The organism is Tritonibacter sp. SIMBA_163, assembly GCF_046535935.1.
GTDB classification, from domain to species: domain Bacteria; phylum Pseudomonadota; class Alphaproteobacteria; order Rhodobacterales; family Rhodobacteraceae; genus Epibacterium; species Epibacterium scottomollicae.
Genome location: NZ_JAWJBP010000002.1, coordinates 344,576 through 367,437 on the forward strand (window position 1 = coordinate 344,576; position 22,862 = coordinate 367,437).

Sequence of the window (22,862 nt, forward strand, 5' to 3'; positions counted from 1 at the left end):
GGCCTTGCTGCGTCGGCGTTACCCACAAAAAACGGCCCGCATCTCAATGCGGGCCGTCAATGCAACGATAAATCGGTTCTTATATCGCAGCGCGGCTTTCGCCCGGTGTCCGCAGGCGCGACAGTTCCTCGGCGACGAGGAAGGCCAGCTCCAGCGACTGATCCGCGTTGAGGCGCGGGTCACAAGCGGTGTGATAGCGATCACTGAGGTTTTCCTCGGTCACGTCCCGCACCCCGCCGGTGCATTCGGTGACGTCCTGGCCGGTCATCTCGAAATGCACACCACCGGGGATGGTGCCCTCGGCCTGGTGCACTCCGAAGAAGTCGCGCACTTCGCGCAGTACAGAATCGAAGGGGCGTGTCTTGTAGCCCGTGGCGGATTTGATGGTGTTGCCATGCATCGGATCGCAGACCCAGGTCACCTTGGCCCCCTCTTCCTTGACCGCCTGCACCAGACGCGGCAGGTGCTCACCCGCCTTGCCAGCACCGAAGCGCGCGATCAGGGTCAGCTTGCCCTCCTCGTTCTCCGGGTTGAGCTTCTGCATCAGGACCTTGAGATCGTCGGCGGTGGTGGTCGGACCACATTTCAGACCGATCGGGTTCAGCACACCGCTGCAGAATTCCACATGCGCGCCGTCCGGCTGCCGGGTGCGGTCGCCGATCCAGATCATGTGACCGGAGCCTGCCAGCCATTTGCCGGAGGTCGAATCAAGACGTGTCAGGGCCTCTTCATATTCCAGTAGCAGCCCTTCGTGGCTGGTGTAGAATTCCACCGTCTGCAGCGTATGCGCAGTGTCCTTGGTGACGCCTGCCGCCTTCATGAAGTCCAGCGTATCGGTGATCCGGTTCGCCATGTCGCGATAGGCCTCGGCCTTTTCACCTTCGGTAAAGCCAAGCGTCCAGGCGTGAACCTGATGCACATCTGCGTAGCCGCCGGTGGAGAAGGCGCGGATCAGGTTCAGCGTCGCCGCGGCCTGAGTATAGGCCTTCAGCATCTTCTTCGGATCCGGAATGCGCGCGTCGGACGTAAAGGCCAGCTCGTTGATGATGTCACCGCGATAGCTCGGCAGCTCAACACCGTCGATGGTCTCGGTTGGGGCGGAACGCGGCTTGGCGAATTGCCCGGCCATGCGCCCTACTTTCACCACCGGCACCTTGGCGCCGTAGGTCAGCACCATCGCCATCTGCAACATCACCTTGAAGGTGTCGCGAATGCCATCGGCGCTGAATTGCTCAAAGCTCTCGGCGCAATCGCCGCCCTGCAGCAGGAAGGCCTCGCCGCGTCCCGCTGCCCCAAGCTGGGACTTCAGGCGGCGCGCTTCACCGGCAAAAACCAGCGGCGGATATTTCCCCAATTGCGCTTCGACGGAGTGCAGCGCGTCCTGATCCAGATAGTCCGGCATCTGGACTCGCGGCTTGTTGCGCCAGTTCGTTTTTTGCCAATCGCTCATGGCTCATACTCCGAAAATAACTTTGGAACCCGGTTTTACGAAAGAAGCGTATATAGAAGAGCGCTAACAGTGGCCAGTTTAGAATTTCCACGTCTTGACCCCGGTGCTATCCTGTGAGCAGGTTTTTGAATTCGCGACGTTACGTCGCGCGGCTTTCCCAGCACCGTCTATGAAGACCCGTTTTGTAAGGACCCGAGCCATGCAAGCCAAGCCAGAGGCGCCACCTGAACTGACTTCAGATGGCAAACATCGCCGGTTTACGTTTGTTCTTCTGGATCAGTTTACGCTCCTGTGTTTTTCCGCCGCGATGGAATCGCTTCGGATCGCCAATCGCATGGCTGGTCAGGAGTTATATTCCTGGAACGTCCTAGGCGAAGGCGGGGAAACCGTAACCTGCTCTGCTGGAACGGTCTTTCAGGTCGAATCTGATCTGAATGAGCTGCAACGTGATGACACGATCATGCTCTGCGGTGGCATCGAGGTGCAAAAAGCCACCACAAAGCGGGTCCTGTCCTGGTTGCGGCGCGAGTCCCGCAAGGGGCTGACCATCGCTGGGCTCTGTACGGCCTCCTACACGCTGGCCAAGGCCGGCTTGCTGGATGGCAAGCGTGCGACCATCCATTGGGAGAACTCCGACAGTTTTGCCGAAGAGTTTGAGGAGGTCGATCTGACGAAGTCGGTCTTCGTCATTGATGGCAACCGTATGTCGACCGCTGGCGGCACCTCTTCCATCGACTTGATGCTGAAGATCATCGCCGAAGATCATGGTGAGGAACTGGCCAACATGGTGGCGGATCAGCTGATTTATTCCTCCATCCGGACCGATCAGGACGTGCAGCGCCTGTCCATTCCGACCCGCATCGGGGTGCGTCATCCCAAGTTGTCGATGGTAATCCAGATGATGGAGAAACACATCGAGGAACCGATCAGCCCGTCCATCCTCGCCGAGGATGTCGGCATGTCGACCCGCCAGCTGGAGCGATTGTTCCGCCGTTATCTCAACCGCAGCCCCAAACGCTATTACATGGAGCTGCGTCTGCAGAAAGCGCGCAACCTGTTGATGCAAACCGATATGAGCGTGATCAACGTCGCGCTGGCCTGTGGCTTTGCCTCACCGTCGCATTTCTCCAAATGCTATCGCGCCCATTACGATACCACGCCCTATCGTGAGCGTGGCAGCAAGGGCGCGCGTCAGGTCACCTGAGCGTCATTCCGGGGTGATCCGGTAGAGGGCGCCCTCATACTCCGAGATAAACCATATCGACCCGTCCGGGGCCTCTCGCAGGTCGCGGACGCGGCCGGTCTGCGGCGCTTTCAACTTCTCGGCCTCTTGCAGATTCGACCCAGAGAGCCTTGAAATGTAATCGAACTTCAAAGATCCAACAAAGATATCACCACGCCATTGCGGCCAGAGGGCGCCCGAGTAGATCATCATGCCGGAGGGCGCGATGGAGGGATCCCAATACCATTCCGGCTGCTTCAGTCCCGGCTTCTCAGCCCCCTCGCCGATCTTGCGACCCGAGTAATGCCGCCCATAGGAAATCACGGGCCAGCCGTAATTCTGTCCCCTCTCGATCAGGTTGACCTCGTCGCCACCTTTTGCCCCGTGCTCGACGCCCCAGAGCTGTCCGCGATCGTCCATTGCCAAGCCCTGCGGATTACGATGGCCATAGGACCAGATGGCCGGGCGCGCGCCTTCAACGTTCACAAACGGGTTGTCGCCCGGAATGCGACCGTCGGGCAGGATCCGGATAATGGACCCCTGCTCGCGCGACAAATCCTGTGCGCTGGGGCGATCACCGCGCTCCCCCAGCGTCACAAACAGGCTGCCGTCTTTCGCTTCAACGAGGCGCGACCCGAAATGTCGCCCTCCGCGGGCTCCGGCTCGTGCCTCAAATATCACTTTCAAGTCAGTGACTTCTGAAAGGTCATTGCTGAGTGTTCCGACGGCGACCGCGGTTCCCGCTCCACGCCCCTGTGACTTTGCGAAGGTAAAGTAGACGCGTCGGCTCTGGGCGAAATCGCGCGCTGCAACGACATCCAAAAGACCGCCTTGCCCATCTGCGGCAACCTGCGGCGCGCCACGGACCTGCTGTTTGCTCCCCTCATTGACGTACCACAGCGCACCGTTGCGTTCCGTCAGAAGTACGCCGCCCTCAGACAGGAAGGTGAACCCCCAGGGGACATTGAAGCCATCGGCGATCTTTTGAACGCGTAAACTTCCCTGACTGCTTTCCATCGCGCGTGCGCCGAAAGGTGCAAGCACCCCGGCGCCAAGGGCAAGAGTGATGATCAAGGCGAGACATCGAAACATCGGCTTTCTCCTTTGAAAGGCGGGTGTTAGCGCCCACATATGAGGGCAGAAAAAAGCGGGTCTGATCGCTCTTCCCTTTCCTGCGGGGCTTGCATAGGGTTCCTGACGAACAACATTGTTCCAACAAGGGAGTTTTCAAATGAAAAAACTGCTGACTGCGACGGCGGCCATTGCGCTGAGCGCCGGCACCGCGTTTGCCGATGGCCATGCCAAAGAAGTTAAGCTTGGCGTTCTGTTCGGTTTCACTGGCCCGATCGAGTCCCTGGCACCGACCATGGCGGCTGGTGCCGAGCTGGCGATGGCTGAAGTCACCGAATCCGGCAAGCTGCTGGATGCTGCCAAAGTAACCCCGCTGCGCGCCGAAACAGGCTGCATCGACAATGGTCTGGCCACTGCCAACGCGGAAAAACTGATCGCGGATGGCGCCAACGGCATCGTCGGTGGCGACTGCTCTGGCGTGACGGGCGCGATCCTGCAGAACGTCGCCATTCCAAACGGCATGGTGATGATTTCGCCGTCGGCCAGCTCGCCGGGTCTGACTGCGATGGAGGACAACGGCCTGTTCTTCCGCACCACCCCGTCTGACGCGCGTCAGGGCGAGATCATGGCGTCGATTCTCGCGGATCGTGATGTCGACAGCATCGCCATCACCTACACCAACAACGACTACGGCAAGGGCCTGGCGGATTCGATCCAAGCCGCGTTTGAGGCCGGTGGTGGTGACGTCACGATCGTGACCTCGCACGAAGACGGCAAAGGCGACTATTCTGCCGAAGTGGCGGCACTGGCATCTGCGGGTGGCGATATCCTGGTTGTTGCCGGGTATCTCGACCAAGGTGGTCTGGGCATCATCCAGAGCGCACTCGATACCGGTGCATTCGATACCTTTGGTCTGCCCGATGGCATGATCGGTGATTCGCTGCCCGAAAACATCGGCTCGGACCTGAATGGCTCGTTTGGTCAGATCGCTGGCTCCGACAGCGAAGGCGCAGAGATCTTTGCCGAGATGGCGAATGAAGCCGGGTTCGACGGAACCTCTGCCTACTCGCCCGAAAGCTATGATGCGGCTGCACTTTTCCTGCTGGCCATGCAGGCCTCCGGCTCTGTTGATCCAAAGGATTACGTGTCCAAGATCACCGAAGTTGCCAATGCACCGGGCGAGAAAATCAACCCCGGCGAACTTGGTAAGGCGCTTGAGATCCTCGCCAATGGCGGCGAGATCGACTATGAGGGCGCCACTGGCGTCAACCTCATCGGCCCCGGTGAGAGCGCAGGCTCCTACCGCGAGATCGAAGTGCAGGACGGCAAGAACACGACGGTCAAGTTCCGCTAAGTCGGATCTCGTCGCGATATAGAAATCTGATCAGCCCGGGAGCCATATGCGCCTCGGGCTGTTCCAAATAATAGGGCCGCAGTAACTGACGGCAGGGGAAAAATGACATGATCGTCGTCGAGGATTTGCATAAGCACTTCGGCGGGTTCCATGCGGTTGACGGCGCTTCGCTGGAGATTGCAAAGGGCTCCATTACCGGTTTGATCGGGCCAAACGGCGCCGGAAAAACCACTCTTTTCAATGTTGTGGCAGGTGTATTGCCGCCAACCTCAGGCCGGGTCCTGATGGATGGCGAGGACATCACGGGCTTGCCGCCACATGAGCTGTTCCACAAGGGATTGCTGCGCACCTTCCAGATCGCGCATGAATTTTCCTCGATGACCTGCCGCGAGAACCTGATGATGGTTCCCGGCGATCAGTCGGGTGAGACGCTGTGGAACACCTGGTTTGGCCGCAAGCGCATCGCAGATGAGGAACGCGCCCTGCGGGCCAAGGCGGATGAAGTGCTAGAGTTCCTCACCATCAGCCATATCGCGGACCTGAAGGCGGGCGAGATTTCCGGCGGTCAGAAAAAGCTGCTGGAACTGGGACGCACCATGATGGTCGACGCCAAGATCGTCTTTCTTGACGAGGTGGGTGCCGGGGTGAACCGGACGCTGCTCTATACCATTGCCGATGCGATCAAGCGCCTCAACGAAGAACGCGGCTACACCTTCGTGGTGATCGAGCATGATATGGAATTCATCGACCGCCTGTGTGATCCGGTGATCGTCATGGCGGAGGGCAAGAAACTGGCCCAAGGCACCCTGGACGAGATCAAGGCCAACGAGCAGGTGATCGAAGCATACCTGGGCACTGGTTTGAAAAATAAAGATAAACTGCAGGGGGCGGACGCATGAGCGAACCCTTTCTGATCGGCGACAGCATGACGGGAGGCTACGGCAAGGGGCCGGACATCCTGCACGACTGCACCATCGCCGTGAACTCCGGCGAAATCGCTGTCATCGTTGGCCCCAATGGCGCTGGTAAATCCACCGGCATGAAGGCTGTCTTTGGCATGTTGAATGTGCGCTCCGGCGCGGTTCGGCTCGCGGGCGAGGATATCACCCATCTCAGCCCGCAGGAACGCGTGGTCAAGGGCATGGGGTTTGTGCCGCAGACCAGCAATATTTTCACATCCATGACGGTAGAAGAGAATCTGGAAATGGGGGCGTTCATCCGCACGGATGATTTCTCCGACACGATGGAGCAGGTCTATCACCTGTTTCCGATCTTGAAGGACAAGCGCTATCAGGCAGCGGGCGAGCTGTCAGGTGGTCAACGTCAGCAGGTAGCCGTGGGCCGCGCGCTGATGACCAAGCCCAAGGTTCTGATGCTCGATGAGCCCACGGCGGGTGTCTCACCCATCGTGATGGACGAACTGTTCGACCGTATCATCGAGGTCGCGCGCACTGGTTTGCCGATCTTGATGGTGGAACAGAACGCCAAGCAAGCGCTTGAAATTGCGGACAAAGGCTATGTTCTGGTGCAAGGCGCAAATGCCTATACCGGCACCGGGCAAGAGCTTCTGGCCGATCCCGAAGTGCGCAAATCTTTTCTGGGAGGCTAAGAGATGGATTTCCTCAACGCCTTCGTGGCGCTTTCAAACTTCGTGCTCATTCCCGGCATCGCCTATGGCAGCCAACTGGCGCTTGGCGCGCTCGGGGTGACGCTGATCTACGGGATTTTGCGGTTCTCAAACTTTGCCCATGGGGACACCATGGCATTTGGGACCATGGTCACGATCCTGTTCACCTGGCTGTTTCAGTCCTGGGGGATCTCTGCGGGGCCCCTGCCGACGGCGCTGCTCGCCCTGCCCATCGGGATTGTTTTCACCATGGCGCTTGTGGTGGTCACGGACCGGGCCGTGTTCAAATTCTATCGCGAGCAAAAGGCCAAGCCGGTGGTGTTCGTTATGGTCTCGCTTGGGGTGATGTTCATGATGAACGGGCTCGTGCGCTTTATCATCGGCCCCGGCGATCAGCGGTTCGGCGATGGCGAGCGTTTCATCATCAAGGCCCGGGCGTTCAAGAATATGACCGGCCTCGATGAGGGGCTTGCGATCAAGACTTCACAAGGCATTACAGTCATCACTGCAATCATCGTGGTGGCGCTGTTGTTCTGGTTCCTGAACAAGACCCGTACCGGTAAATCCATGCGCGCCTACTCCGACAACGAAGATCTGGCGCTGCTGTCAGGCATCAATCCGGAGCGTGTGGTGATCATCACATGGCTGATCGTGGCGGCATTGGCGACGATCGCAGGCACACTTTACGGGCTTGATAAGTCTTTCAAACCGTTCACTTACTTCCAGTTGCTCCTGCCGATCTTTGCGGCGGCCATCGTTGGGGGGCTTGGTAGCCCGCTCGGCGCGATCGCCGGCGGTTTTGTCATCGCCATGAGCGAAGTCATGATCACCTACGCCTGGAAAAAGGTCGGCGGCTACATCCTGCCCGAAAGCCTGGCGCCGGACGGGCTCGCGCAGCTCCTGAGCACCGATTATAAATTCGCAGTATCCTTCGCGATCCTTGTGATCGTGCTGCTGTTCAAACCCACAGGTATCTTCAAGGGGAAAGCAGTATGAGCGATACTTTGAAACATACGCTTCTGTTCGTCGGCGTCGGCCTGCTGCTGGTGCTGGAAGGGACAACCACCGCTTTTGGTGTTTTCTCCGGCTCGTGGAATTCATCGCTGACGATCCTCAATATGGGTCTGATCTCCGCGATCATGGCGCTTGGGGTGAACCTGCAATGGGGCTTCGCCGGTCTGTTCAATGTCGGCATCATGGGCTTCACTGCGCTCGGCGGGCTTGCCGTGGTTCTCACCTCCATGTCACCCACGCCGGGCGCCTGGGAGGCGGGCGGCCAGCAGATCCTGATGGCTCTGGTGCTTGGCGCCGCGACCATCGGCCTTGCGATCCTTGCCTATCAGAAAATGACCGCCGGGCTGGCACGCACCGCGACCATGCTGGCCATCCTGATTGTCGGCTTTGTGATCTACCGTGCGGTTCTTGATCCGGGGGTTGAGGCTGTCGAGGGGATCAACGCCGCTCTTGAAGGCAATATTGGCGGTCTTGGGCTGCCGGTTCTGATGGCCTGGCCCTTGGGTGGTCTGCTGGCGGCGGGCGTCGCCTGGCTGATCGGCAAAACAGCGCTGGGACTGCGCTCTGACTATCTGGCGATTGCCACGCTGGGGATTGCTGAGATCATCATTGCAGTTCTTAAAAACGAGGACTGGCTGTCCCGCGGCGTCAAGAATGTGGTCGGCCTGCCCCGCCCACTGCCCTACGAGGTCGATTTGCAAGGTGATCCGGCCTTTGTCGAAAAGGCGGCGTCCTGGGGTCTCGATGCAACCACCGCGTCAACGATCTATGTGAAACTGGGGTATTCGGCTCTCTTCGCGATCGTTCTGCTGGTGCTGCTGTGGATGGCGCAAATGGCGCTCAAGAGTCCATGGGGCCGGATGATGCGTGCGATCCGCGACAACGAGGTGGCCGCAAACGCAATGGGTAAGCACGTCACCCGCCGTCACCTGCAGATCTTCATTCTCGGGTCTGCCATATGTGGTGTGGCGGGCGCGATGATGACCACGCTCGACAGTCAGCTGACGCCGGGCACCTATAACCCCCTGCGGTTCACCTTCCTGATCTGGGTCATGGTGATTGTTGGTGGTTCGGGCAATAACTTTGGCGCGGTACTGGGCGGGCTTCTGGTCTGGTTCCTGTGGATCAAGGTCGAGCCGCTTGGCGTTCTGGTGATCGAAATGATCACCTCTGGCATGGCCGAAGACAACGGGCTTCGCGCGCATCTTCTGGAAAGCGCGGCGCATATGCGACTGTTTACGATGGGCCTGATATTGCTCCTGGTTCTCAGGTTTAGCCCACGCGGCTTGATCCCTGAAAAGTAACAAAAAACGCCGCCCTTTATGGGCGGCGTTTTCCGTTTTCCGCGTGCTTGCGCCCGGTCAGCGCCCCTTGAACAACCCGCCAAGGATGCCGCGCACGATGCGCCGTCCGGTTGTGCCTTTCAGCTCCTTGATCACTGCTTCTGACATGGCAGAGGCGATCGTATCTGCGCCCCCGATGCGGCGCGATGTGGACCGTCCAACCCGGCTGCCGCTGTAGCGACGGGCGGCGCTGAATTCTCGCACCATCGGGTCCGGAGCAGTCTCTGCCTGTTCTTCCGCCGCAGCCGCCTCGCGTGCCGCTGTTTCGGCGCGGGCCTTCAAAATCTCATATGCGGACTCACGGTCAACACTCGCATCATACTTGCCCGCCATGACCGAGGCCTGCATCACCGCCGTGCGTTCCGATGGTGTGATGGGGCCCAACTGGCTGGAGGGCGGCCGGATCAACGTGCGCTCGACCACGCCCGGCACGGCTTTTTTCTCCAGCATTGAGGTGACCGCCTCGCCCACGCCCACATCGCGGATGGCGTCCTCGGTCGAGAATCTGGGGTTTTCGCGGTATGTTTCCGCCGCCAGTTTCAGTTTTTTTCGGTCTCGGGCGGTGAATGCACGAATCGCATGCTGGACCCGATTGCCCAGCTGGCCAAGGATGTCCTCGGGAATGTCATCCGGGGATTGGGTGACGAAATACACGCCGACCCCTTTGGAGCGGATGAGGCGCGCCACCTGTTCAACCTTGTCGATCAGAGCCTTGGGCGCGTCGTCGAACAATAGATGCGCCTCATCAAAGAAGAACACCAGCTTTGGTTCGTCCGGATCTCCGACCTCTGGCAACGTCTCGAACAGTTCGCTCAGCAACCACAGCAGGAACGTTGCATAGAGTTTGGGCGAGGCCATGAGCTTGTCGGCGGCAAGCACGTTAACCATACCTCGCCCAAGATCATCACGTCGCATCAGATCCTGAAGGTCGAGCGCCGGTTCCCCGAACATGCTTGCCCCGCCCTGGTTTTCCAGAACCAGCAGCCGACGCTGAATCGCGCCGATCGAGGCGGTAGAGACATTACCATATCGCAACGACAGGCTATCGCGGTTCTCACCGACCCAAACCAGCAAGGCTTGCAGGTCCTTGAGATCCAGCAGCGGCAGCCCTTGTTCGTCGGCCAGACGGAAGGAAATGTTCAGGATACCCTCTTGCGCTTCGCTTAATTCCAGCAAGCGTGACAGCAGCAGCGGCCCCATTTCGGCGACGGTTGTGCGCACGGGATGCCCCTGGTCTCCGAAGAGATCCCAGAAGGTGACAGGCACCGAATGGTAGTCAAACGAGGTAAATCCTATTTTTTTCGCTCTTTTAACGAAGGGGTCGTGAAGCGCGGCATCCGCACTGCCAGATTTTGCCAAACCGGAGAGATCTCCTTTGACATCCGCCAGGATTACCGGCACGCCTTCGCTCGAGAAACTCTCTGCAAGGATCTGAAGTGTAACCGTTTTACCGGTTCCCGTCGCACCGGCAATCAGCCCATGCCGATTGGCATACTTTAGGCTGAGGTACTGTGGCGTTGCATAGCTTTCGCCCCCTCCGCCGATGAAAACTTCCTTTGGCATGCCTGCTGAACTCCTCAAGGCGCGTATTCACCCAAATACATTGTTAACCTTTTTCTGCCAGCGTTAAGAGGTCCGATGGTTCGAATGCGGTTGGATCAACGGACACTTCCTCCCTGTCAGACTGGCCGTGCCTTAGTGCACGGCCTTTTTTTTGTCTCGACGCGAGGGTGCGACACAATCTGTCATAATTCCATAGTAGAACACCGGCAAAAGGGTGCTTTGGCTGTAATATCATTTTTTTTCTATTGGATGTTGACCGATACGATTTTCGCTCGTAACGTTCTGAACAATAACTAAGTCGGCCAGTCCGACGGGGAGATATCTACGTAAAAGGGGGCTTCGGCCCCCTTTTTCGATGTCTGGCCTGTCCGCGCTGTCTTTTGGATGGTTGATTGAGTATCCAAGCTGTAGAACATCGGCGGAAATCAGTCATTTGCCCGTTTTACTGCTGTTATTCCCCTGACACTTGCTGGATGCCATGTTAAATGGCGAAGATAGATTCAAACAAAAGAGGCATTCATGTTGAAATCCCTCAGCTCGGTCTCCCTTGCCCTCCTCCTCGCGGCGTCGCCGCTGGTTGCGCAAGAGACGACGGATCAGGACACAACCGATCAGACTGCAGAAACTGCAGAGCAAGATGCAGAAGCGCCCGCGCCGAATGCAGACCAGCTGCTGGATCTTGGCACACCCGCCGATGCGGCGCTGCGCGTCGGGCAGCGGTACTCAAAGGAGAAATTCGGAGATTGGGATCTGGCTTGCGTCAACACCCAGTCGGATGAAGATCCTTGCTCGCTGCTCCAGGTTCTTGTCGACGAAGAAGGCGGCCCCGTGGCAGAAGTCTCGCTGTTCCGCATCGACACGTCCGGTGGCGGCCAGGCGGTGGCTGGCGCGACTGTGATCGCTCCGCTGGAAACCCTGCTGCCGGCAGGTCTGACCGTCTCTGTGGATGGTGCGCCGGGCAAGCGCTACAACTTCTCCTTCTGCAATAAAGCCGGCTGTGTCGCACAGATTGGCCTGACAGAAGCAGATATCAATGCGTTCAAACAAGGCAGCGAAGCGGTCTTCAGCCTGCGCCCTGCTCCTTCGCCGGAAACCACGGTCTCTGTGCCGATGTCGCTGAAGGGCTTCACCGCGGGCTTCAATGCTGTGGATGTCGTGAAGCAGTAAGAACTGGGTCCTGAAACAAAAACGCCCGCCCGAGGATCAAACTTCAGGCGGGCGTTTTTTGTTCCGAGACGACGGTCAGACCCGCTTCAGCGCCAGGACAGCGTTCAACCCCCCAAAGGCGAACGCATTGGAGAGCGCAACATCGATCGTTGCTTCCCGCGCCTCGTTCGGCACCACATCGAGCGCGCATTCCGGATCGGGCTCTTCATAGCCGATGGTCGGGGCTATAACGCCGTCGCGCAACGCCATGATGCAGGCCAGCAGCTCCACCGCACCGGTGCCGCCGATCAGATGGCCATGCATTGATTTCGTGGAGGAGATCATCAGGTTGTCGGCATGCGGGCCAAACACATCAGCCACGGCGGCGCATTCAGTCTTGTCATTGGCCGCAGTGCCAGTGCCATGGGCGTTGATATAGCCCACGTCCTGCGCATTGATCTGCGCATCCTTCAGCGCGCCGGAGATCGCACGCGCGGCGCCCTGTTTGCTGGGCATCACGATATCGGCGGCGTCAGAGCTCATGGCGTAGCCGACGATTTCGCAGAGGATTTCTGCCCCGCGGGCCTTCGCATGTTCGTATTCCTCGAACACAAAGACCCCGGCGCCTTCGCCCTGAACCATGCCGTTGCGATTTGCGCTGAACGGGCGGCAGGCGTCCTTCGACATGACGCGTAGCCCTTCCCAGGCCTTCACCCCGCCAAAACAGAGCATCGATTCCGACCCGCCGGTCACCATCGCGGGGCTCATGCCGCTGCGGACCATCTGGAAAGCCTGCGCCATGGCATGGTTGGAGGACGCACAGGCGGTCGAGACCGTAAAGCTGGGCCCTTTGAGGTTATATTCCATGGACACGTGGCTGGCCGCCGCGTTGTTCATCAGCTTGGGGACAACAAAGGGATGAACCCGGTTCTTTCCGTCTTCGTAGACGGAACGATAGTTGTCATCCCAAGTGGACACTCCACCCCCGGCGGTGCCAAGAACAACACCTGATTTCGCGGCCAGCTCGCCCGTGAACTCGAGGCCCGATTGACGGATCGCTTCACCCGCTGCAACCAGCGTAAATTGGGTAAAGCGATCATAGAGAACCATCTGTTGCCGGTTGAAGCGGCCTTCTGCCTCGAAATCGCGGACCTGACCGCCAATCTTGATGGCAAGCCGATCAACGTCACGAAAATCCAGGTCGCCAATGCCACATCGGCCTTCGCGCATGGATTCCATGGTTTTGGCAACCGTATGTCCGAGCGCATTGATGGTTCCGGCGCCGGTGATCACAACGCGTTTCATGGCAAGTCCTCTTGTCCGATGACACCCAGTGCGATCAGCCGTTCTTTTCGGCGACCAGTTTGTCGATCCCGGCGATGATGGCGGCGACATTCGAGATATCGAAATCGCTCTGCTCAGGCTCGTTGGCGTTGAAGGGGATGGTAATGTCGAATTCTTCTTCGATCGCAAAGATGCTTTCAACAAGGCCCAGGCTGTCGATGCCGAGATCTTCCAGCGTGCTGTCGAGGGTTACATCCGAGGGCTCCAATACCGCCTGCTCAGCGATGATTGCGATGACCTTATCCTGCGTGCTCATGAGCGGCTCCTGCGGGAGATGAGATTGCCTGAGGTTTACTGACTGAAAGGTTATTTGAAAACAGCCTTTTTCAATGCGTCGAGATCGCGCATCAGCCGTGGCAGCCGGCGCTGTGCTTTGTACATTTCCGTATGGGTGTCCATCTTCACGGCCGGGTAGCCCATTACGACACGGCCCGCGGGCACATTCGACAGGATCTTGGTGCCGCCGCCGGCAATCACCCGGTCGCCGATAAAGAGGTTGTCAGCGACGCCGCATTGGCCACCCAGTACCACATTGTTGCCGACGTCGACCGACCCGGACAGACCCGTCTGTCCGCAGAGCAGGCAATCATCACCGATGCGGCAGTTGTGACCGATGTGCACCTGGTTGTCGAGCTTGGTACCATTGCCGATCACCGTGTCGCGGATCGTGCCGTTGTCGATCGTGCAGTTGGCGCCGATTTCAACGTCATTTCCGATCCTTACAGACCCAAGTGAATGTATGCGAAGCCAGGGCTGTGTCTCTGTTTCGCCCTGGTCGCCCAAGGTCTTGCGTGCGTTCTCGACGCCAGAGGTTTCGGCCGTCACATAGGAAAACCCATCCGCGGCCACACGCGCTCCGGGCTGGGCACGAAACCGGTCCCCGATCGAGACCCGAGCCCCGATCGAGACCATTTCGCGAAGGTTGGCGTCCACGCCGATGGTCACATCCGCACCGATGAAACAATGCGCGCCGATCAGGCTCCCTGCGCCGATGACGGCGTTGGGGCCGACCACCGCAAGTGGGCCGATGGTGACATTTTGTTCGATCACGGCGGTCGGGTCGATGACCGCGGAGGGATGAATGCCTGGCGCTTCTCGTTGCCCAGGGTCGAGCATACGCGTGACACCGCCCATGGCGAGGCGCGGACGGACGACAAAGATAGCGGCGTCCAGCCCCATGCCTTGCCAGTCGGCCCCCTCCCAGACGAGTGCAACGCGGGCTGTGCCTGCAGACAGCGCCTCGGCGTATTTGGGTGACATCGCCATGGCGAGCGCATCAGGACCGGCGTCCTGTGGCTCTGCGGCTTCGGTGATGGTCAGATCGACTGCACCAGCGGCCTCGGCCCCAAGGGCATCGGCGATCTCACGAACGGTGTACATCGGGCCATTCCTCCAAAAGCGGATCCTGGCCCGAGACTTAGCCCTGAACGCCGGGAAGCGCCACCCCTGCCCGCTCCATCGCGGACCAGATCTTGGCGTCACGACCATAGATGTCACGGCGGAATTCTGCGCGCCCATCTTCAGACACAAAGGCGGTGCGATAGATCATGTGCACGGGCACCTTGGTCTCAAGCGTGACCTTGGTCTCCTTGCCACTGTTCAGCACCTGGTGGAAATACTGCTTCGGCGTGTCGGATTGCCGTGCCAGAAGCGCATACGCAAACTCGAACGGTTTCTGCAGGCGGATGCAGCCATGCGAGAAGGCGCGCACTTCGCGCCCGAACAGGCTCTTTTGTGGCGTGTCGTGCAGATAGATGTTGTATTTGTTCGGGAACATGAACTTGACCAGACCAAGCGCGTTGCGGCTGCTCGGCGGTTGCCGCATCGCGAACGGAAAGCTGCGCGCGGTGAACTGGCTGAAATCCACGTTGTTGCGATTTACAACCCGCCCCCGGTTATCGGTGATCTCGATGTAGCTGTGGGCGTTGGGGTTGTTTTTCAGCTTCGGCAGATATTCCTTGGTGATGATCGAACGCGGCACATACCAGCTTGGATTGATCACCATGTGATCCATCACGTCGGAGAATTCTGGCGTGCGGCGATCACTGCGATTGCTGCCAATGACGGATCGTGTTTCGAATGTGATCTCGCCATCGTCGATGATCTTGGCTGTAAAATCGGTCTGGTTCACCAGAATATGGCGTTCGCCGCGATCCGGGGTCAGCCAACGCTCCCGCTCCATCGCCACCAGCACAGATTTGATACGATCCGTCACCGGGCGATTGATCTCATTCAGGGTGCCCTCACCCGCGACGCCGTCTACCGCAAGCCCGTGTTCATCCTGAAAACGGCGCACCGCATCCTCGAGCGCGAGGTCATAGCTGCGCGTCGCCGTGGGATTCAGATACCCCATGGCAACGAGCCGATTGCGCAGGGCAATCACTGTGGGGCCAGTGTCGCCGGGCTCCATCTTGCGGACGGGGACGATTGCCCCCCAGCCACCGGCGCTAAGAAGGGCCTCAAGCCGCATCTTTTCACGCATCAGCGCACGGTATTGGGGAGAGGCCGGCACAAGGTTTTGCAGAAACGCATAGGGGCGCTCGCTCGATATACCGCTCAGGAACCCTGTGGCGTCTACCTTATGCTTGTTCCGGACAATCCCTTCGTCGATCGAGGAGGGCGTATTCACCAGACCGGTTTGCAGGTCGGTTGCATAGTCGACCAGCGCCCGGCTCAGGGCCACTTCGACCGCGCCCAAATCGCGGGTCGAGCGAACATTTCGCATTTGCGCCACCAGTTCGGAGGCGCGGAGCGACATATCCGGAAGCCCATGCATTGAGGCCTCTTCCAGCGCCTGCATAAAGGCCTGTCGCCGCGCTTTGGCTTCGGGCGTGTCCGCAGTCCAAAGCGGCGCATAGCCGGTCTCGCGGTAGAAGGAGGCAACAGCCTCATCCTCCCAAGCCATTTCAGCCACGGCCTGACGGAACCCCGTGGACGACGCAGCCGCGTCATCGGCGAAGAATACAGAGGCGCCCAGCACTGCAGCCAGAAGGCCACCGGTGATGAGGGAAGAGAACTTTGGTGCGCAGGCCAGCGACATCTTTCAATAAACTCCAAGATACAACGCAAGAGGTGCGGATAGACGTTATCCGAGTGTAGGTAAACGGGCCCCTTGCAAGTCCACTCACATTTGCATCAGGCGTACCGAAGGTGTGGCGATGATGCCGTCAGGCCCCAATAACCGCGAATTGTTCCATGCGATGAGGGGGAAAATGACCTCTCACCTCCCCTGTTGCGCAAGTTTCTGCCGAAAAAACACCACATTCGGATGGCCCGCCATTCATTTGTTGGCAGCTGATTCCTGCTGTGCCATACAACAGCTGCGCAACAAAGGCGCGAAAAGGTACCCGAAATATCGGGACCTGTGACCACAAAAGCGTATGGGACAACGCTCATCACAATGGCAGAAAAAAATACCGGGTTTTCCCGTCGAGCACTCTTGAAGGCATTTGCGGCCACAACAGTCGCAGCAGCCCCAACATACTCTCAGGCCGCCGGCTTCCTTCGCGGAGGCGGCGACATCCGTAGAATTCGCATGTATTCAGGCCGTACAGGCGAGCGTTTGGATATGATCTACTGGATTGATGGCAAGTATATCAAAGATGCCGTCAAGGAAGTTAATCATTTCATGCGCGATTGGCGGACCGATCAGGTCAAGTCGATTGATCTGCGCACGATTGACATCATGTCAGCCTCTCTGAACCTCCTCGAGGTCAACGAGCCCTACCTCCTGCTGTCTGGTTATAGAAGCCCGCAAACCAACGCGATGCTTCGCAGCCGGTCACGCGGTGTGGCCAAGAAATCGCTGCACATGTCGGGTCAGGCCGCCGATCTGCGTCTTGCCTCGCGCTCTGTTGGTCAGATGGCGCAGGCTGCTCAGGCGTGCAAAGCAGGTGGCGTTGGTCGCTACTACGGCTCCAATTTCGTGCATATGGATTGCGGCGTTGTCCGCACGTGGCGCGGCTGAACGTCAAGACTGTTGACCTGTATCGGGATCGCGCGCTGTCATCTTACAGCGCGCCGTTTGTCGTTTCGGCGTGTGCGCCGCGTATTGAGGCCGGCTTGTTGTCGTAGAGATGAGCGTAACGAATTCGCGGATAACGCGTTTTTTTCATTGCAGACTTTTCGACATCCGCGTATATCCGCCCTCACAGACGCACCTGTAGCTCAGCTGGATAGAGCGCTGCCCTCCGAAGGCAGAGGCCAGAGGTTCGAATCCTCTCAGGTGCGCCATTACATCAAAACATTGACGGTTTTCGAAGCGCGCAGCCTTTGCTACCTCTTGGCAAGATGCTGTTAGTCTTGCGCGCGATACGTTCCATACAGCGCTGACAGACTGCGGTCGGCGACATTCTCAAAGTCGCAGGTCAAACTGAAACAGCGCCGCGAAGGGTGATGCAGCCCGACGTGATCCCTTTGCGGTGTAAAGGCTGACACACGAGCGCCTTGGGCACGATCTGTGCTACGTCAATGCGCGCAAGGCCTTTGCCATGTCTGCATAGCCTTCGTAGGCGTAGTGCGTATGCATCTGTTCATACCACTGCGCCCAGGGCTCTCGCTGGTCCTCGGGGAAAACATCGGTCCATGTGCCCTTGTTGACGAGGATTTTTCCATCGTCCGTGCGGCTCACTTCGATCTTGTTTCCCTTCATGGTCCCTCGCCTCTTGCAGCCCATTTGTTTCCGTTTCCCTACAACGGCAGAGCGGCGGCGCCAAGTGTCGTATCCCCGTGTCAGCCGGCCATGCGCGGTGTGGTCTGATCCTGCGATAGCGTTGCGTCCAAGAGATCTTCGATCCGATTGATCGTGCCAGCACGCAATTCAAATTTGATCCGCGCGAAAGCCTCTGCAGGCAGAGCCGCGAGTTTACGTGCCTCCTTCAGTGCATAGCCGTGCAGGTCCTCCAAATCGTCAGCGATCACTTCGATGATTTGGGCATTGCGCGCCGCAATCGGACCGAGACGTTGCCCCGTCAACATCAGGCGCCTTTGCGTGTTGCTGTCCAGCGACGCCCGCGCAATCTCCATAAGCGCAATCGGATATTCGGAGCCAAGCTGAACCTCAGTCATCTCGAAACCTGCACGCGCGTGCGCGACACGCACATCGCTGGCAAGAACAAAGAACATGCCGGCGCCGGAGCAGAGACCGACAGAGGCGATCACCACCGGTTTCGGACATGCATAAAGTGCGAGAAAGGCCGCGTTCAGATCCGCCCCAACCGCACTTGCATCAGGTGCAACGCCAGTTGAGAAATCCTTGAACGGGCTGCTGAGGAGAACGGACTTCACATCAGGATCGACGGACATCTCTTTGATTTGAAGTGTGAAATCTCTCAGAAAATCCTGTGTTAGCTGGTTCTCCGGTGCGTGTCCAAGCTGCAGTTCAACCACCCCATCACCATGTAGCCGGCGGTTGAGCCATTCGTCGCGTTCCATATTGCCCCCAAAATTCCCGATTTAACGGCGTATGCAGAAAAAAACTGTACGCCCACCACGTCCGACTCTGGACCTTGAGGTTTGCCAATGTGTTACCAACGCAGGGGAAGACGCGTTCAATTGTATGGGTTTGCGACTCTAAAGATCCGGTTTCTCTAGCGCATCCAACCCGGCGCGTGCGAACTGCGGAACATAACTGCCAAGCTTCTGCGCCTGTTCTGGATTGGACGCATTACCGTCCAGAGCGCGTTTCAAAACCCCTTGCAGGATCGCGCCCATGCGAAAAAAACTGAACGCGAGATAGAAACCAAAATCGGGAATTCCCGTCAGGCCCCGCCGGTCGCAGTACGCATGAACGAAGGCCGTGTCAGTGACCAGCCCCTGCGCGGCACGATCCACGCCGGCAAGCCCACGGCCCTCGCTGCCGGGCGGCATTTGCCACTGCATGATGACACCGGCGAGATCCGCATAGGGATGGCCAAGCGTAGAAAGCTCCCAATCAAGCAGGGCGCGGCACTGTCGCCCGTCCGGGCTGAAGATCATATTGTCGATCCGAAAATCCCCGTGTACCAGCGTTCGCTGACCATCATCTTCTGGCAGAGTGGCTTCCAGTTCTCTGATCAGCGCGTTCATCGCATCGATGCGAACAGTCTGCGAGCTGTGGTACTGCTTGGACCAGCGGGCCAACTGCCGCGCGAAATAATTGCCAGGTGGCCCATAATCAGAAAGCCCGACGTCATCCACATCGATCATATGCAATTCTGCAAGAACGCGATTCATCTCGTCCAGCGTTGCAGCTCTGTCAGCTCTAGGCAATTCAAGCAGCCGGGGTTCGCCGAACGTCCTGCCCTCGACATGATCCATGATGTAGAAGACAGAGCCAATAAGGTCCTCGTCTTCGCACAGGAGATGCACGGTCGGAACTGGAACCGCAGTCCCGCGCAGCGCTGTGAGGACGCGGAACTCCCGGTCCACAGCATGTGCTGATTTCAAAAGTGTTCCCAAAGGCTTGCGCCGCAGAACATATCTGTGGTCACCGGCCTGCAAGAGATAGGTCGGATTCGACTGCCCCATTGCAAACTTTTGCGCAGTCACAGCCTCTGTGAACCCCGGCAATCTTCCCGAGACAAAGCGCGCGACGGCTTCGGTGTCGAGCTGCGCCGTGGAGGTACTCATGCGAAAACTCCTGCATCAACTGTCACTTTCAAGTAACCAGAAACAAACGAAACTCTCCAGGCGCCACGGCGTTACACGACACAAGTGCAGGGTTGGCTGCGATAGTGTTCTACTCAATGCGAGCTCCCCGATCCCCGATGATCCCCTGCTGGAACCTGACGCGCGCGGCGGACATCTGATGACGAGGATGTCAGCCGGACGGCCCCGGTACAACGTAGGGGGCGGAATGGCGACGTCACGTCATACCAGATCACACCCTCTGTCAGGATACGAGGTGCCCCCGTGCCGATGCCTCATGACTGACAGCCTTTCGCGCGTATTTCCCCCTCGACTCTCGCGTTTGGGTGGATCAAAATATTCGTGAAACTGGCTCTTCCTTTGCCAGCATGGCATTTTATGAAAAACATTAGCATGTTTCTAACGCCTTCAACCGGTTCGCGGTCTGGAGCAGAAGTGCAGAATACGTTCGTTGTGCCTGTGTTCGCAGGAGCTACGATCAACGGGTAAAGAAGAACACGATGGGCGATCACGCTGATACTGGTCGATGCCCTGAAAGGACAGAAAATGACGCGCGTATTGATCCTCAACGGCCCGAACCTGAACCTGCTGGGGACCCGTCAGCCGGAGGTCTATGGGTCCGAGACGTTGGAGATGATCGAGGATCGTTGCCGACGCCACGGCACCACACTCGGGGTTGAGGTCAGCTGCTTTCAATCAAACCATGAGGGCGCGTTGCTGGATCAGATCCATGCAGCCAAAGGGACGCACGCCGGGATCATCCTCAATGCGGGCGCTTATACCCATACGTCCGTTGCATTGATGGACGCGATCTACTCGGTTGAGCTGCCCACGATCGAGGTGCATCTGTCGAACATTCATGCGCGTGAAGCCTTCCGGCAGACCTCCTACATCTCCAAGGCGGTGATCGGGCAGATCTGTGGTTTTGGGTCGTTCGGCTATCTGTTGGCCTTGGATGCGCTTGTTCAGCACTGTTCGGGCAAACAAGATCCATGATCACGTCCGAATATCTTCACTACGTCACGCAGTGCAATTCGATCGAAGAGCTGTGGCATGGCCACGTCCGTCAAATGAGCCGGTTCGGGTTTGATCGGTTGATCTATGGCTATACTCTTTTCAAGACAAAGACGTCTCTCGGCGACCCTGATGACTTCGTCGTCCTATCGAACCACAGCCCCGAATATCTGAGCGGATTTCTGGGTGATGGCCTCTACTCTCACGCGCCGATGCTGACCTGGGCGCTGCAAAACGAAGGCTTTGCCAGCTGGGGGATTGCGCATGAGTTGGCCGCGCAAGGACGTCTTGATTGCAAGGCGCAGGCGGTTCACGATTTCAACCAGAAGATGGGCGTGCATGCGGGCTACACCATCAGCTTCAACTCCGCGACGGATCGCTTCAAGGGCGCCATCGCCCTGGCAGCGCGCCGCGAATTGCGTCAGGCGGACGTGGATCAGATCTGGGCCGAGCATGGTCAGGACATCGTGTTGATGAACAATGTCGCCCATCTCAAGATCCTCACCCTGCCCTATAACGCCCCCAATCGTGGTTTGACGCGGCGCCAACGCGAAGTTTTGCAGTGGGTGGGTGATGGGAAGACGACCCAGGACATCGCGTTGTTGATGGGGCTGACCACCGCGACCATTGAAAAGCACCTGCGTCTTGCGCGAGAAGCCCTGTCAGTCGAAACGACTGCTCAGGCGATCCTGAAGGCAGCACTACACAATCAGATGTACGCGATCGAATACTAAGCGCGCGGCTGTCGACTATTGAAACGGGCTGGTGACAGTTCGGCGAACATTTCATGCGATAAGCCTTTCACAAGGTAAGGAAAACAGCACTTCACCTACGGGTGTTTATGCGGCACTATACAACTGTTCCGTGAGTGGTGGCTTAGCCTAGGGACTTCGGGAAACGAACCTTGCTATTTCAAGGCTCTCTGACCTGTCTGGTTGTTGGCGTGTATTCTTCCGCGTCAACAGCCGGAGACCACTCCCCCCATTTCATCTCAGATCAGGTACTTGATAGCGCGCGCTTCGGTCGGCTGTCATTTCGATCCGCTGTCAGCGTTTCGGCAGAAGGCCATCAATAGCGCATAGAAAAACCCCGGCGCGACACGCGCACCGGGGTCAAATCAGCTCAATGCTGCGACCTAGGCTTAGCCTTTTGCGGCTTTGGCCACCTCAGCTGCGAAGTCTTCTTTCTCGACTTCGATGCCTTCGCCAACTTCCACACGAACAAAGCCGGTGATGGTCGCGCCTGCTTCCTTCGCTGCCGCTTCCACGGTCAGGTCCGGGTTCACCACGAACTGCTGGTTCAGCAGGGTGGATTCAGCAACGAATTTCTTCATGCGACCGTCGATCATCTTCTCGATGACCTGCTCCGGCTTGCCGGATTCGCGCGCGATGTCGATCTGAACCTGACGCTCTTTTTCGACGATCGCCGGGTCCATGTCTGCCTCGGACAGAGCCGCCGGGTTCACAGCTGCGATATGCATCGCAACCTGCTTGCCGATCGCCTCGTCGCCGCCGGTCAGTGCAACCAGAACGCCGATTTTGCCCATGCCGTCGGTGGCCGCATTGTGCACGTAGGACACGACGGTTTCACCTTCCAGCTTCGCCATCCGGCGCAGCGCCATGTTCTCGCCGATGGTGGCGATCTTGTCGGTCACGGTGGTGGCGACAGTTTTGCCGTCCAGATCCGCTTCTGCCAGTTCTTCAACCGTGGACACAGTCAGGGCTGCTTTGGCAATGCCAGACACCATGGCCTGGAAATCGGCGTTTTTCGCAACGAAGTCGGTTTCGGAGTTCACCTCGACAGCAACACCGGTGCCACCGTCGACGACCACGGCCACCAGGCCTTCTGCGGCGGTACGGCCGGATTTCTTGGCCGCTTTGGCAAGGCCCTTGGTGCGCAGCCAGTCAACAGCGGCTTCCATGTCGCCGTCGTTTTCGACCAGTGCTTTCTTCGCGTCCATCATGCCTGCGCCGGTGGATTCGCGCAGTTCTTTCACCATTGCTGCAGTGATTGCCATCTTGGCCTCTCCTCAAGTCAAATGCGGTTTGGGGCAGGTCTAACCTGCCCCACATGTCAAATCGATGACA

General features: G+C 58.4%; 21 protein-coding genes and 1 tRNA gene. 11 read left to right on the forward strand and 11 right to left on the reverse strand.

Features of this window, described 5'->3' with window-relative positions; translation table 11 throughout:
• Nucleotides 1–79 precede the first annotated feature (79 nt).
• Nucleotides 80–1,450, reverse strand: a complete 1,371-nt coding sequence (locus R0J92_RS05545) for a class II 3-deoxy-7-phosphoheptulonate synthase (protein ID WP_411050988.1) — start codon at nucleotides 1,448–1,450, stop codon at nucleotides 80–82.
• A gap of 199 nt (nucleotides 1,451–1,649) precedes the next feature.
• On the opposite strand from R0J92_RS05545, the gene R0J92_RS05550 reads away from it, so the two are divergent.
• On the forward strand, nucleotides 1,650–2,654 hold the full coding sequence (locus tag R0J92_RS05550; RefSeq protein ID WP_106163663.1) for a GlxA family transcriptional regulator: 1,005 nt from the start codon (nucleotides 1,650–1,652) through the stop codon (nucleotides 2,652–2,654).
• Between the two features lie 3 nt (nucleotides 2,655–2,657).
• On the opposite strand, the gene R0J92_RS05555 is transcribed toward R0J92_RS05550, so the two are convergent.
• Nucleotides 2,658–3,764 carry a PQQ-dependent sugar dehydrogenase gene (locus R0J92_RS05555; RefSeq protein WP_411050989.1) on the reverse strand — a complete coding sequence of 369 codons (1,107 nt, stop codon included), beginning with the start codon at nucleotides 3,762–3,764 and terminating at the stop codon, nucleotides 2,658–2,660.
• 139 nt (nucleotides 3,765–3,903) lie between these two features.
• On the opposite strand from R0J92_RS05555, the gene R0J92_RS05560 reads away from it, so the two are divergent.
• The 5 genes from R0J92_RS05560 to R0J92_RS05580 all read left to right on the forward strand — a co-directional run bounded on the left by R0J92_RS05560 (nucleotide 3,904) and on the right by R0J92_RS05580 (nucleotide 9,042).
• Nucleotides 3,904–5,097, forward strand: coding sequence for an ABC transporter substrate-binding protein (locus R0J92_RS05560; RefSeq protein ID WP_106163661.1), 1,194 nt, complete (start codon nucleotides 3,904–3,906; stop codon nucleotides 5,095–5,097).
• Between the two features lie 107 nt (nucleotides 5,098–5,204).
• Nucleotides 5,205–5,996: an ABC transporter ATP-binding protein gene (locus tag R0J92_RS05565; protein WP_317386205.1), complete on the forward strand. Its 792-nt coding sequence runs from the start codon at nucleotides 5,205–5,207 to the stop codon at nucleotides 5,994–5,996.
• Nucleotides 5,993–6,706 (forward strand): ABC transporter ATP-binding protein, encoded by a 714-nt coding sequence (locus R0J92_RS05570; protein WP_106163659.1) that lies wholly within the window; start codon nucleotides 5,993–5,995, stop codon nucleotides 6,704–6,706. The genes R0J92_RS05565 and R0J92_RS05570 overlap by 4 nt, the downstream gene beginning before the upstream one ends.
• Nucleotides 6,707–6,709: 3 nt before the next feature.
• Nucleotides 6,710–7,720 carry a branched-chain amino acid ABC transporter permease gene (locus R0J92_RS05575; protein ID WP_106163658.1) on the forward strand — a complete coding sequence of 337 codons (1,011 nt, stop codon included), beginning with the start codon at nucleotides 6,710–6,712 and terminating at the stop codon, nucleotides 7,718–7,720.
• Nucleotides 7,717–9,042 carry a branched-chain amino acid ABC transporter permease gene (locus R0J92_RS05580; protein ID WP_411050990.1) on the forward strand — a complete coding sequence of 442 codons (1,326 nt, stop codon included), beginning with the start codon at nucleotides 7,717–7,719 and terminating at the stop codon, nucleotides 9,040–9,042. The genes R0J92_RS05575 and R0J92_RS05580 overlap by 4 nt, the downstream gene beginning before the upstream one ends.
• 57 nt (nucleotides 9,043–9,099) lie before the next feature.
• Here R0J92_RS05580 and R0J92_RS05585 read toward each other — a convergent pair whose 3' ends face one another.
• Nucleotides 9,100–10,644: a helicase HerA-like domain-containing protein gene (locus R0J92_RS05585; RefSeq protein ID WP_411050991.1), complete on the reverse strand. Its 1,545-nt coding sequence runs from the start codon at nucleotides 10,642–10,644 to the stop codon at nucleotides 9,100–9,102.
• 519 nt (nucleotides 10,645–11,163) lie between these two features.
• Here R0J92_RS05585 and R0J92_RS05590 point away from each other — a divergent pair.
• Nucleotides 11,164–11,811, forward strand: coding sequence for an invasion associated locus B family protein (locus tag R0J92_RS05590; protein ID WP_106163655.1), 648 nt, complete (start codon nucleotides 11,164–11,166; stop codon nucleotides 11,809–11,811).
• A 75-nt stretch (nucleotides 11,812–11,886) separates the two neighbouring features.
• On the opposite strand, the gene R0J92_RS05595 is transcribed toward R0J92_RS05590, so the two are convergent.
• From R0J92_RS05595 to R0J92_RS05610, 4 genes are read right to left on the reverse strand one after another with little or no spacing between them, the layout of a single operon-like run.
• A complete protein-coding gene (locus tag R0J92_RS05595) occupies nucleotides 11,887–13,095 on the reverse strand; it encodes a beta-ketoacyl-[acyl-carrier-protein] synthase family protein (protein WP_317386208.1) in 1,209 nt (402 codons plus the stop codon).
• 34 nt (nucleotides 13,096–13,129) lie between these two features.
• A complete protein-coding gene (locus tag R0J92_RS05600; protein ID WP_411050992.1) occupies nucleotides 13,130–13,390 on the reverse strand; it encodes an acyl carrier protein in 261 nt (86 codons plus the stop codon).
• A gap of 50 nt (nucleotides 13,391–13,440) precedes the next feature.
• Nucleotides 13,441–14,514: a UDP-3-O-(3-hydroxymyristoyl)glucosamine N-acyltransferase gene (gene lpxD, locus R0J92_RS05605; protein ID WP_411050993.1), complete on the reverse strand. Its 1,074-nt coding sequence runs from the start codon at nucleotides 14,512–14,514 to the stop codon at nucleotides 13,441–13,443.
• Nucleotides 14,515–14,551: 37 nt separating this feature from the next.
• A complete protein-coding gene (locus R0J92_RS05610) occupies nucleotides 14,552–16,174 on the reverse strand; it encodes a L,D-transpeptidase family protein (RefSeq protein ID WP_411050994.1) in 1,623 nt (540 codons plus the stop codon).
• A gap of 360 nt (nucleotides 16,175–16,534) precedes the next feature.
• On the opposite strand from R0J92_RS05610, the gene R0J92_RS05615 reads away from it, so the two are divergent.
• Together R0J92_RS05615 and R0J92_RS05620 are read left to right on the forward strand one after the other, a co-directional pair.
• Complete coding sequence (locus R0J92_RS05615) at nucleotides 16,535–17,101, forward strand: YcbK family protein (protein WP_106163650.1); 567 nt, start codon at nucleotides 16,535–16,537, stop codon at nucleotides 17,099–17,101.
• A 189-nt stretch (nucleotides 17,102–17,290) separates the two neighbouring features.
• Nucleotides 17,291–17,367, forward strand: a tRNA-Arg gene (locus R0J92_RS05620).
• 229 nt (nucleotides 17,368–17,596) lie between these two features.
• On the opposite strand, the gene R0J92_RS05625 is transcribed toward R0J92_RS05620, so the two are convergent.
• The 3 genes from R0J92_RS05625 to R0J92_RS05635 all read right to left on the reverse strand — a co-directional run bounded on the left by R0J92_RS05625 (nucleotide 17,597) and on the right by R0J92_RS05635 (nucleotide 19,743).
• Nucleotides 17,597–17,785: a hypothetical protein gene (locus tag R0J92_RS05625; RefSeq protein ID WP_106163649.1), complete on the reverse strand. Its 189-nt coding sequence runs from the start codon at nucleotides 17,783–17,785 to the stop codon at nucleotides 17,597–17,599.
• 80 nt (nucleotides 17,786–17,865) lie between these two features.
• Nucleotides 17,866–18,567 (reverse strand): enoyl-CoA hydratase/isomerase family protein, encoded by a 702-nt coding sequence (locus R0J92_RS05630; RefSeq protein ID WP_411050995.1) that lies wholly within the window; start codon nucleotides 18,565–18,567, stop codon nucleotides 17,866–17,868.
• Nucleotides 18,568–18,705: 138 nt separating this feature from the next.
• The gene (locus R0J92_RS05635) at nucleotides 18,706–19,743 is read right to left on the reverse strand and encodes a phosphotransferase family protein (protein WP_411050996.1); all 1,038 of its coding nucleotides are present in this window, start codon (nucleotides 19,741–19,743) and stop codon (nucleotides 18,706–18,708) included.
• A gap of 564 nt (nucleotides 19,744–20,307) precedes the next feature.
• Between R0J92_RS05635 and aroQ the strand changes: the two genes are divergently transcribed.
• Nucleotides 20,308–20,757, forward strand: coding sequence for a type II 3-dehydroquinate dehydratase (gene aroQ, locus R0J92_RS05640; RefSeq protein WP_317386214.1), 450 nt, complete (start codon nucleotides 20,308–20,310; stop codon nucleotides 20,755–20,757).
• Entirely contained in the window at nucleotides 20,754–21,509 is a 756-nt protein-coding gene (locus tag R0J92_RS05645; RefSeq protein ID WP_106163645.1) for a LuxR family transcriptional regulator, read from the forward strand. Before aroQ ends, R0J92_RS05645 begins: the two co-directional genes overlap by 4 nt.
• A 407-nt stretch (nucleotides 21,510–21,916) precedes the next feature.
• On the opposite strand, the gene tsf is transcribed toward R0J92_RS05645, so the two are convergent.
• Nucleotides 21,917–22,792: a translation elongation factor Ts gene (gene tsf / locus R0J92_RS05650; protein WP_411050997.1), complete on the reverse strand. Its 876-nt coding sequence runs from the start codon at nucleotides 22,790–22,792 to the stop codon at nucleotides 21,917–21,919.
• Nucleotides 22,793–22,862 lie beyond the last annotated feature (70 nt).

What these genes read in the sequence shown, in the direction of transcription:
- R0J92_RS05545 (WP_411050988.1), bottom strand. Translation starts at nt 1,450, where the DNA reads ATGAGCGATTGGCAAAAAACGAACTGGCGCAACAAGCCGCGAGTCCAG.
- R0J92_RS05550 (WP_106163663.1), top strand. Translation starts at nt 1,650, where the DNA reads ATGCAAGCCAAGCCAGAGGCGCCACCTGAACTGACTTCAGATGGCAAA.
- R0J92_RS05555 (WP_411050989.1), bottom strand. Translation starts at nt 3,764, where the DNA reads ATGTTTCGATGTCTCGCCTTGATCATCACTCTTGCCCTTGGCGCCGGG.
- R0J92_RS05560 (WP_106163661.1), top strand. Translation starts at nt 3,904, where the DNA reads ATGAAAAAACTGCTGACTGCGACGGCGGCCATTGCGCTGAGCGCCGGC.
- R0J92_RS05565 (WP_317386205.1), top strand. Translation starts at nt 5,205, where the DNA reads ATGATCGTCGTCGAGGATTTGCATAAGCACTTCGGCGGGTTCCATGCG.
- R0J92_RS05570 (WP_106163659.1), top strand. Translation starts at nt 5,993, where the DNA reads ATGAGCGAACCCTTTCTGATCGGCGACAGCATGACGGGAGGCTACGGC.
- R0J92_RS05575 (WP_106163658.1), top strand. Translation starts at nt 6,710, where the DNA reads ATGGATTTCCTCAACGCCTTCGTGGCGCTTTCAAACTTCGTGCTCATT.
- R0J92_RS05580 (WP_411050990.1), top strand. Translation starts at nt 7,717, where the DNA reads ATGAGCGATACTTTGAAACATACGCTTCTGTTCGTCGGCGTCGGCCTG.
- R0J92_RS05585 (WP_411050991.1), bottom strand. Translation starts at nt 10,644, where the DNA reads ATGCCAAAGGAAGTTTTCATCGGCGGAGGGGGCGAAAGCTATGCAACG.
- R0J92_RS05590 (WP_106163655.1), top strand. Translation starts at nt 11,164, where the DNA reads ATGTTGAAATCCCTCAGCTCGGTCTCCCTTGCCCTCCTCCTCGCGGCG.
- R0J92_RS05595 (WP_317386208.1), bottom strand. Translation starts at nt 13,095, where the DNA reads ATGAAACGCGTTGTGATCACCGGCGCCGGAACCATCAATGCGCTCGGA.
- R0J92_RS05600 (WP_411050992.1), bottom strand. Translation starts at nt 13,390, where the DNA reads ATGAGCACGCAGGATAAGGTCATCGCAATCATCGCTGAGCAGGCGGTA.
- lpxD (WP_411050993.1), bottom strand. Translation starts at nt 14,514, where the DNA reads ATGTACACCGTTCGTGAGATCGCCGATGCCCTTGGGGCCGAGGCCGCT.
- R0J92_RS05610 (WP_411050994.1), bottom strand. Translation starts at nt 16,174, where the DNA reads ATGTCGCTGGCCTGCGCACCAAAGTTCTCTTCCCTCATCACCGGTGGC.
- R0J92_RS05615 (WP_106163650.1), top strand. Translation starts at nt 16,535, where the DNA reads ATGGCAGAAAAAAATACCGGGTTTTCCCGTCGAGCACTCTTGAAGGCA.
- R0J92_RS05625 (WP_106163649.1), bottom strand. Translation starts at nt 17,785, where the DNA reads ATGAAGGGAAACAAGATCGAAGTGAGCCGCACGGACGATGGAAAAATC.
- R0J92_RS05630 (WP_411050995.1), bottom strand. Translation starts at nt 18,567, where the DNA reads ATGGAACGCGACGAATGGCTCAACCGCCGGCTACATGGTGATGGGGTG.
- R0J92_RS05635 (WP_411050996.1), bottom strand. Translation starts at nt 19,743, where the DNA reads ATGAGTACCTCCACGGCGCAGCTCGACACCGAAGCCGTCGCGCGCTTT.
- aroQ (WP_317386214.1), top strand. Translation starts at nt 20,308, where the DNA reads ATGACGCGCGTATTGATCCTCAACGGCCCGAACCTGAACCTGCTGGGG.
- R0J92_RS05645 (WP_106163645.1), top strand. Translation starts at nt 20,754, where the DNA reads ATGATCACGTCCGAATATCTTCACTACGTCACGCAGTGCAATTCGATC.
- tsf (WP_411050997.1), bottom strand. Translation starts at nt 22,792, where the DNA reads ATGGCAATCACTGCAGCAATGGTGAAAGAACTGCGCGAATCCACCGGC.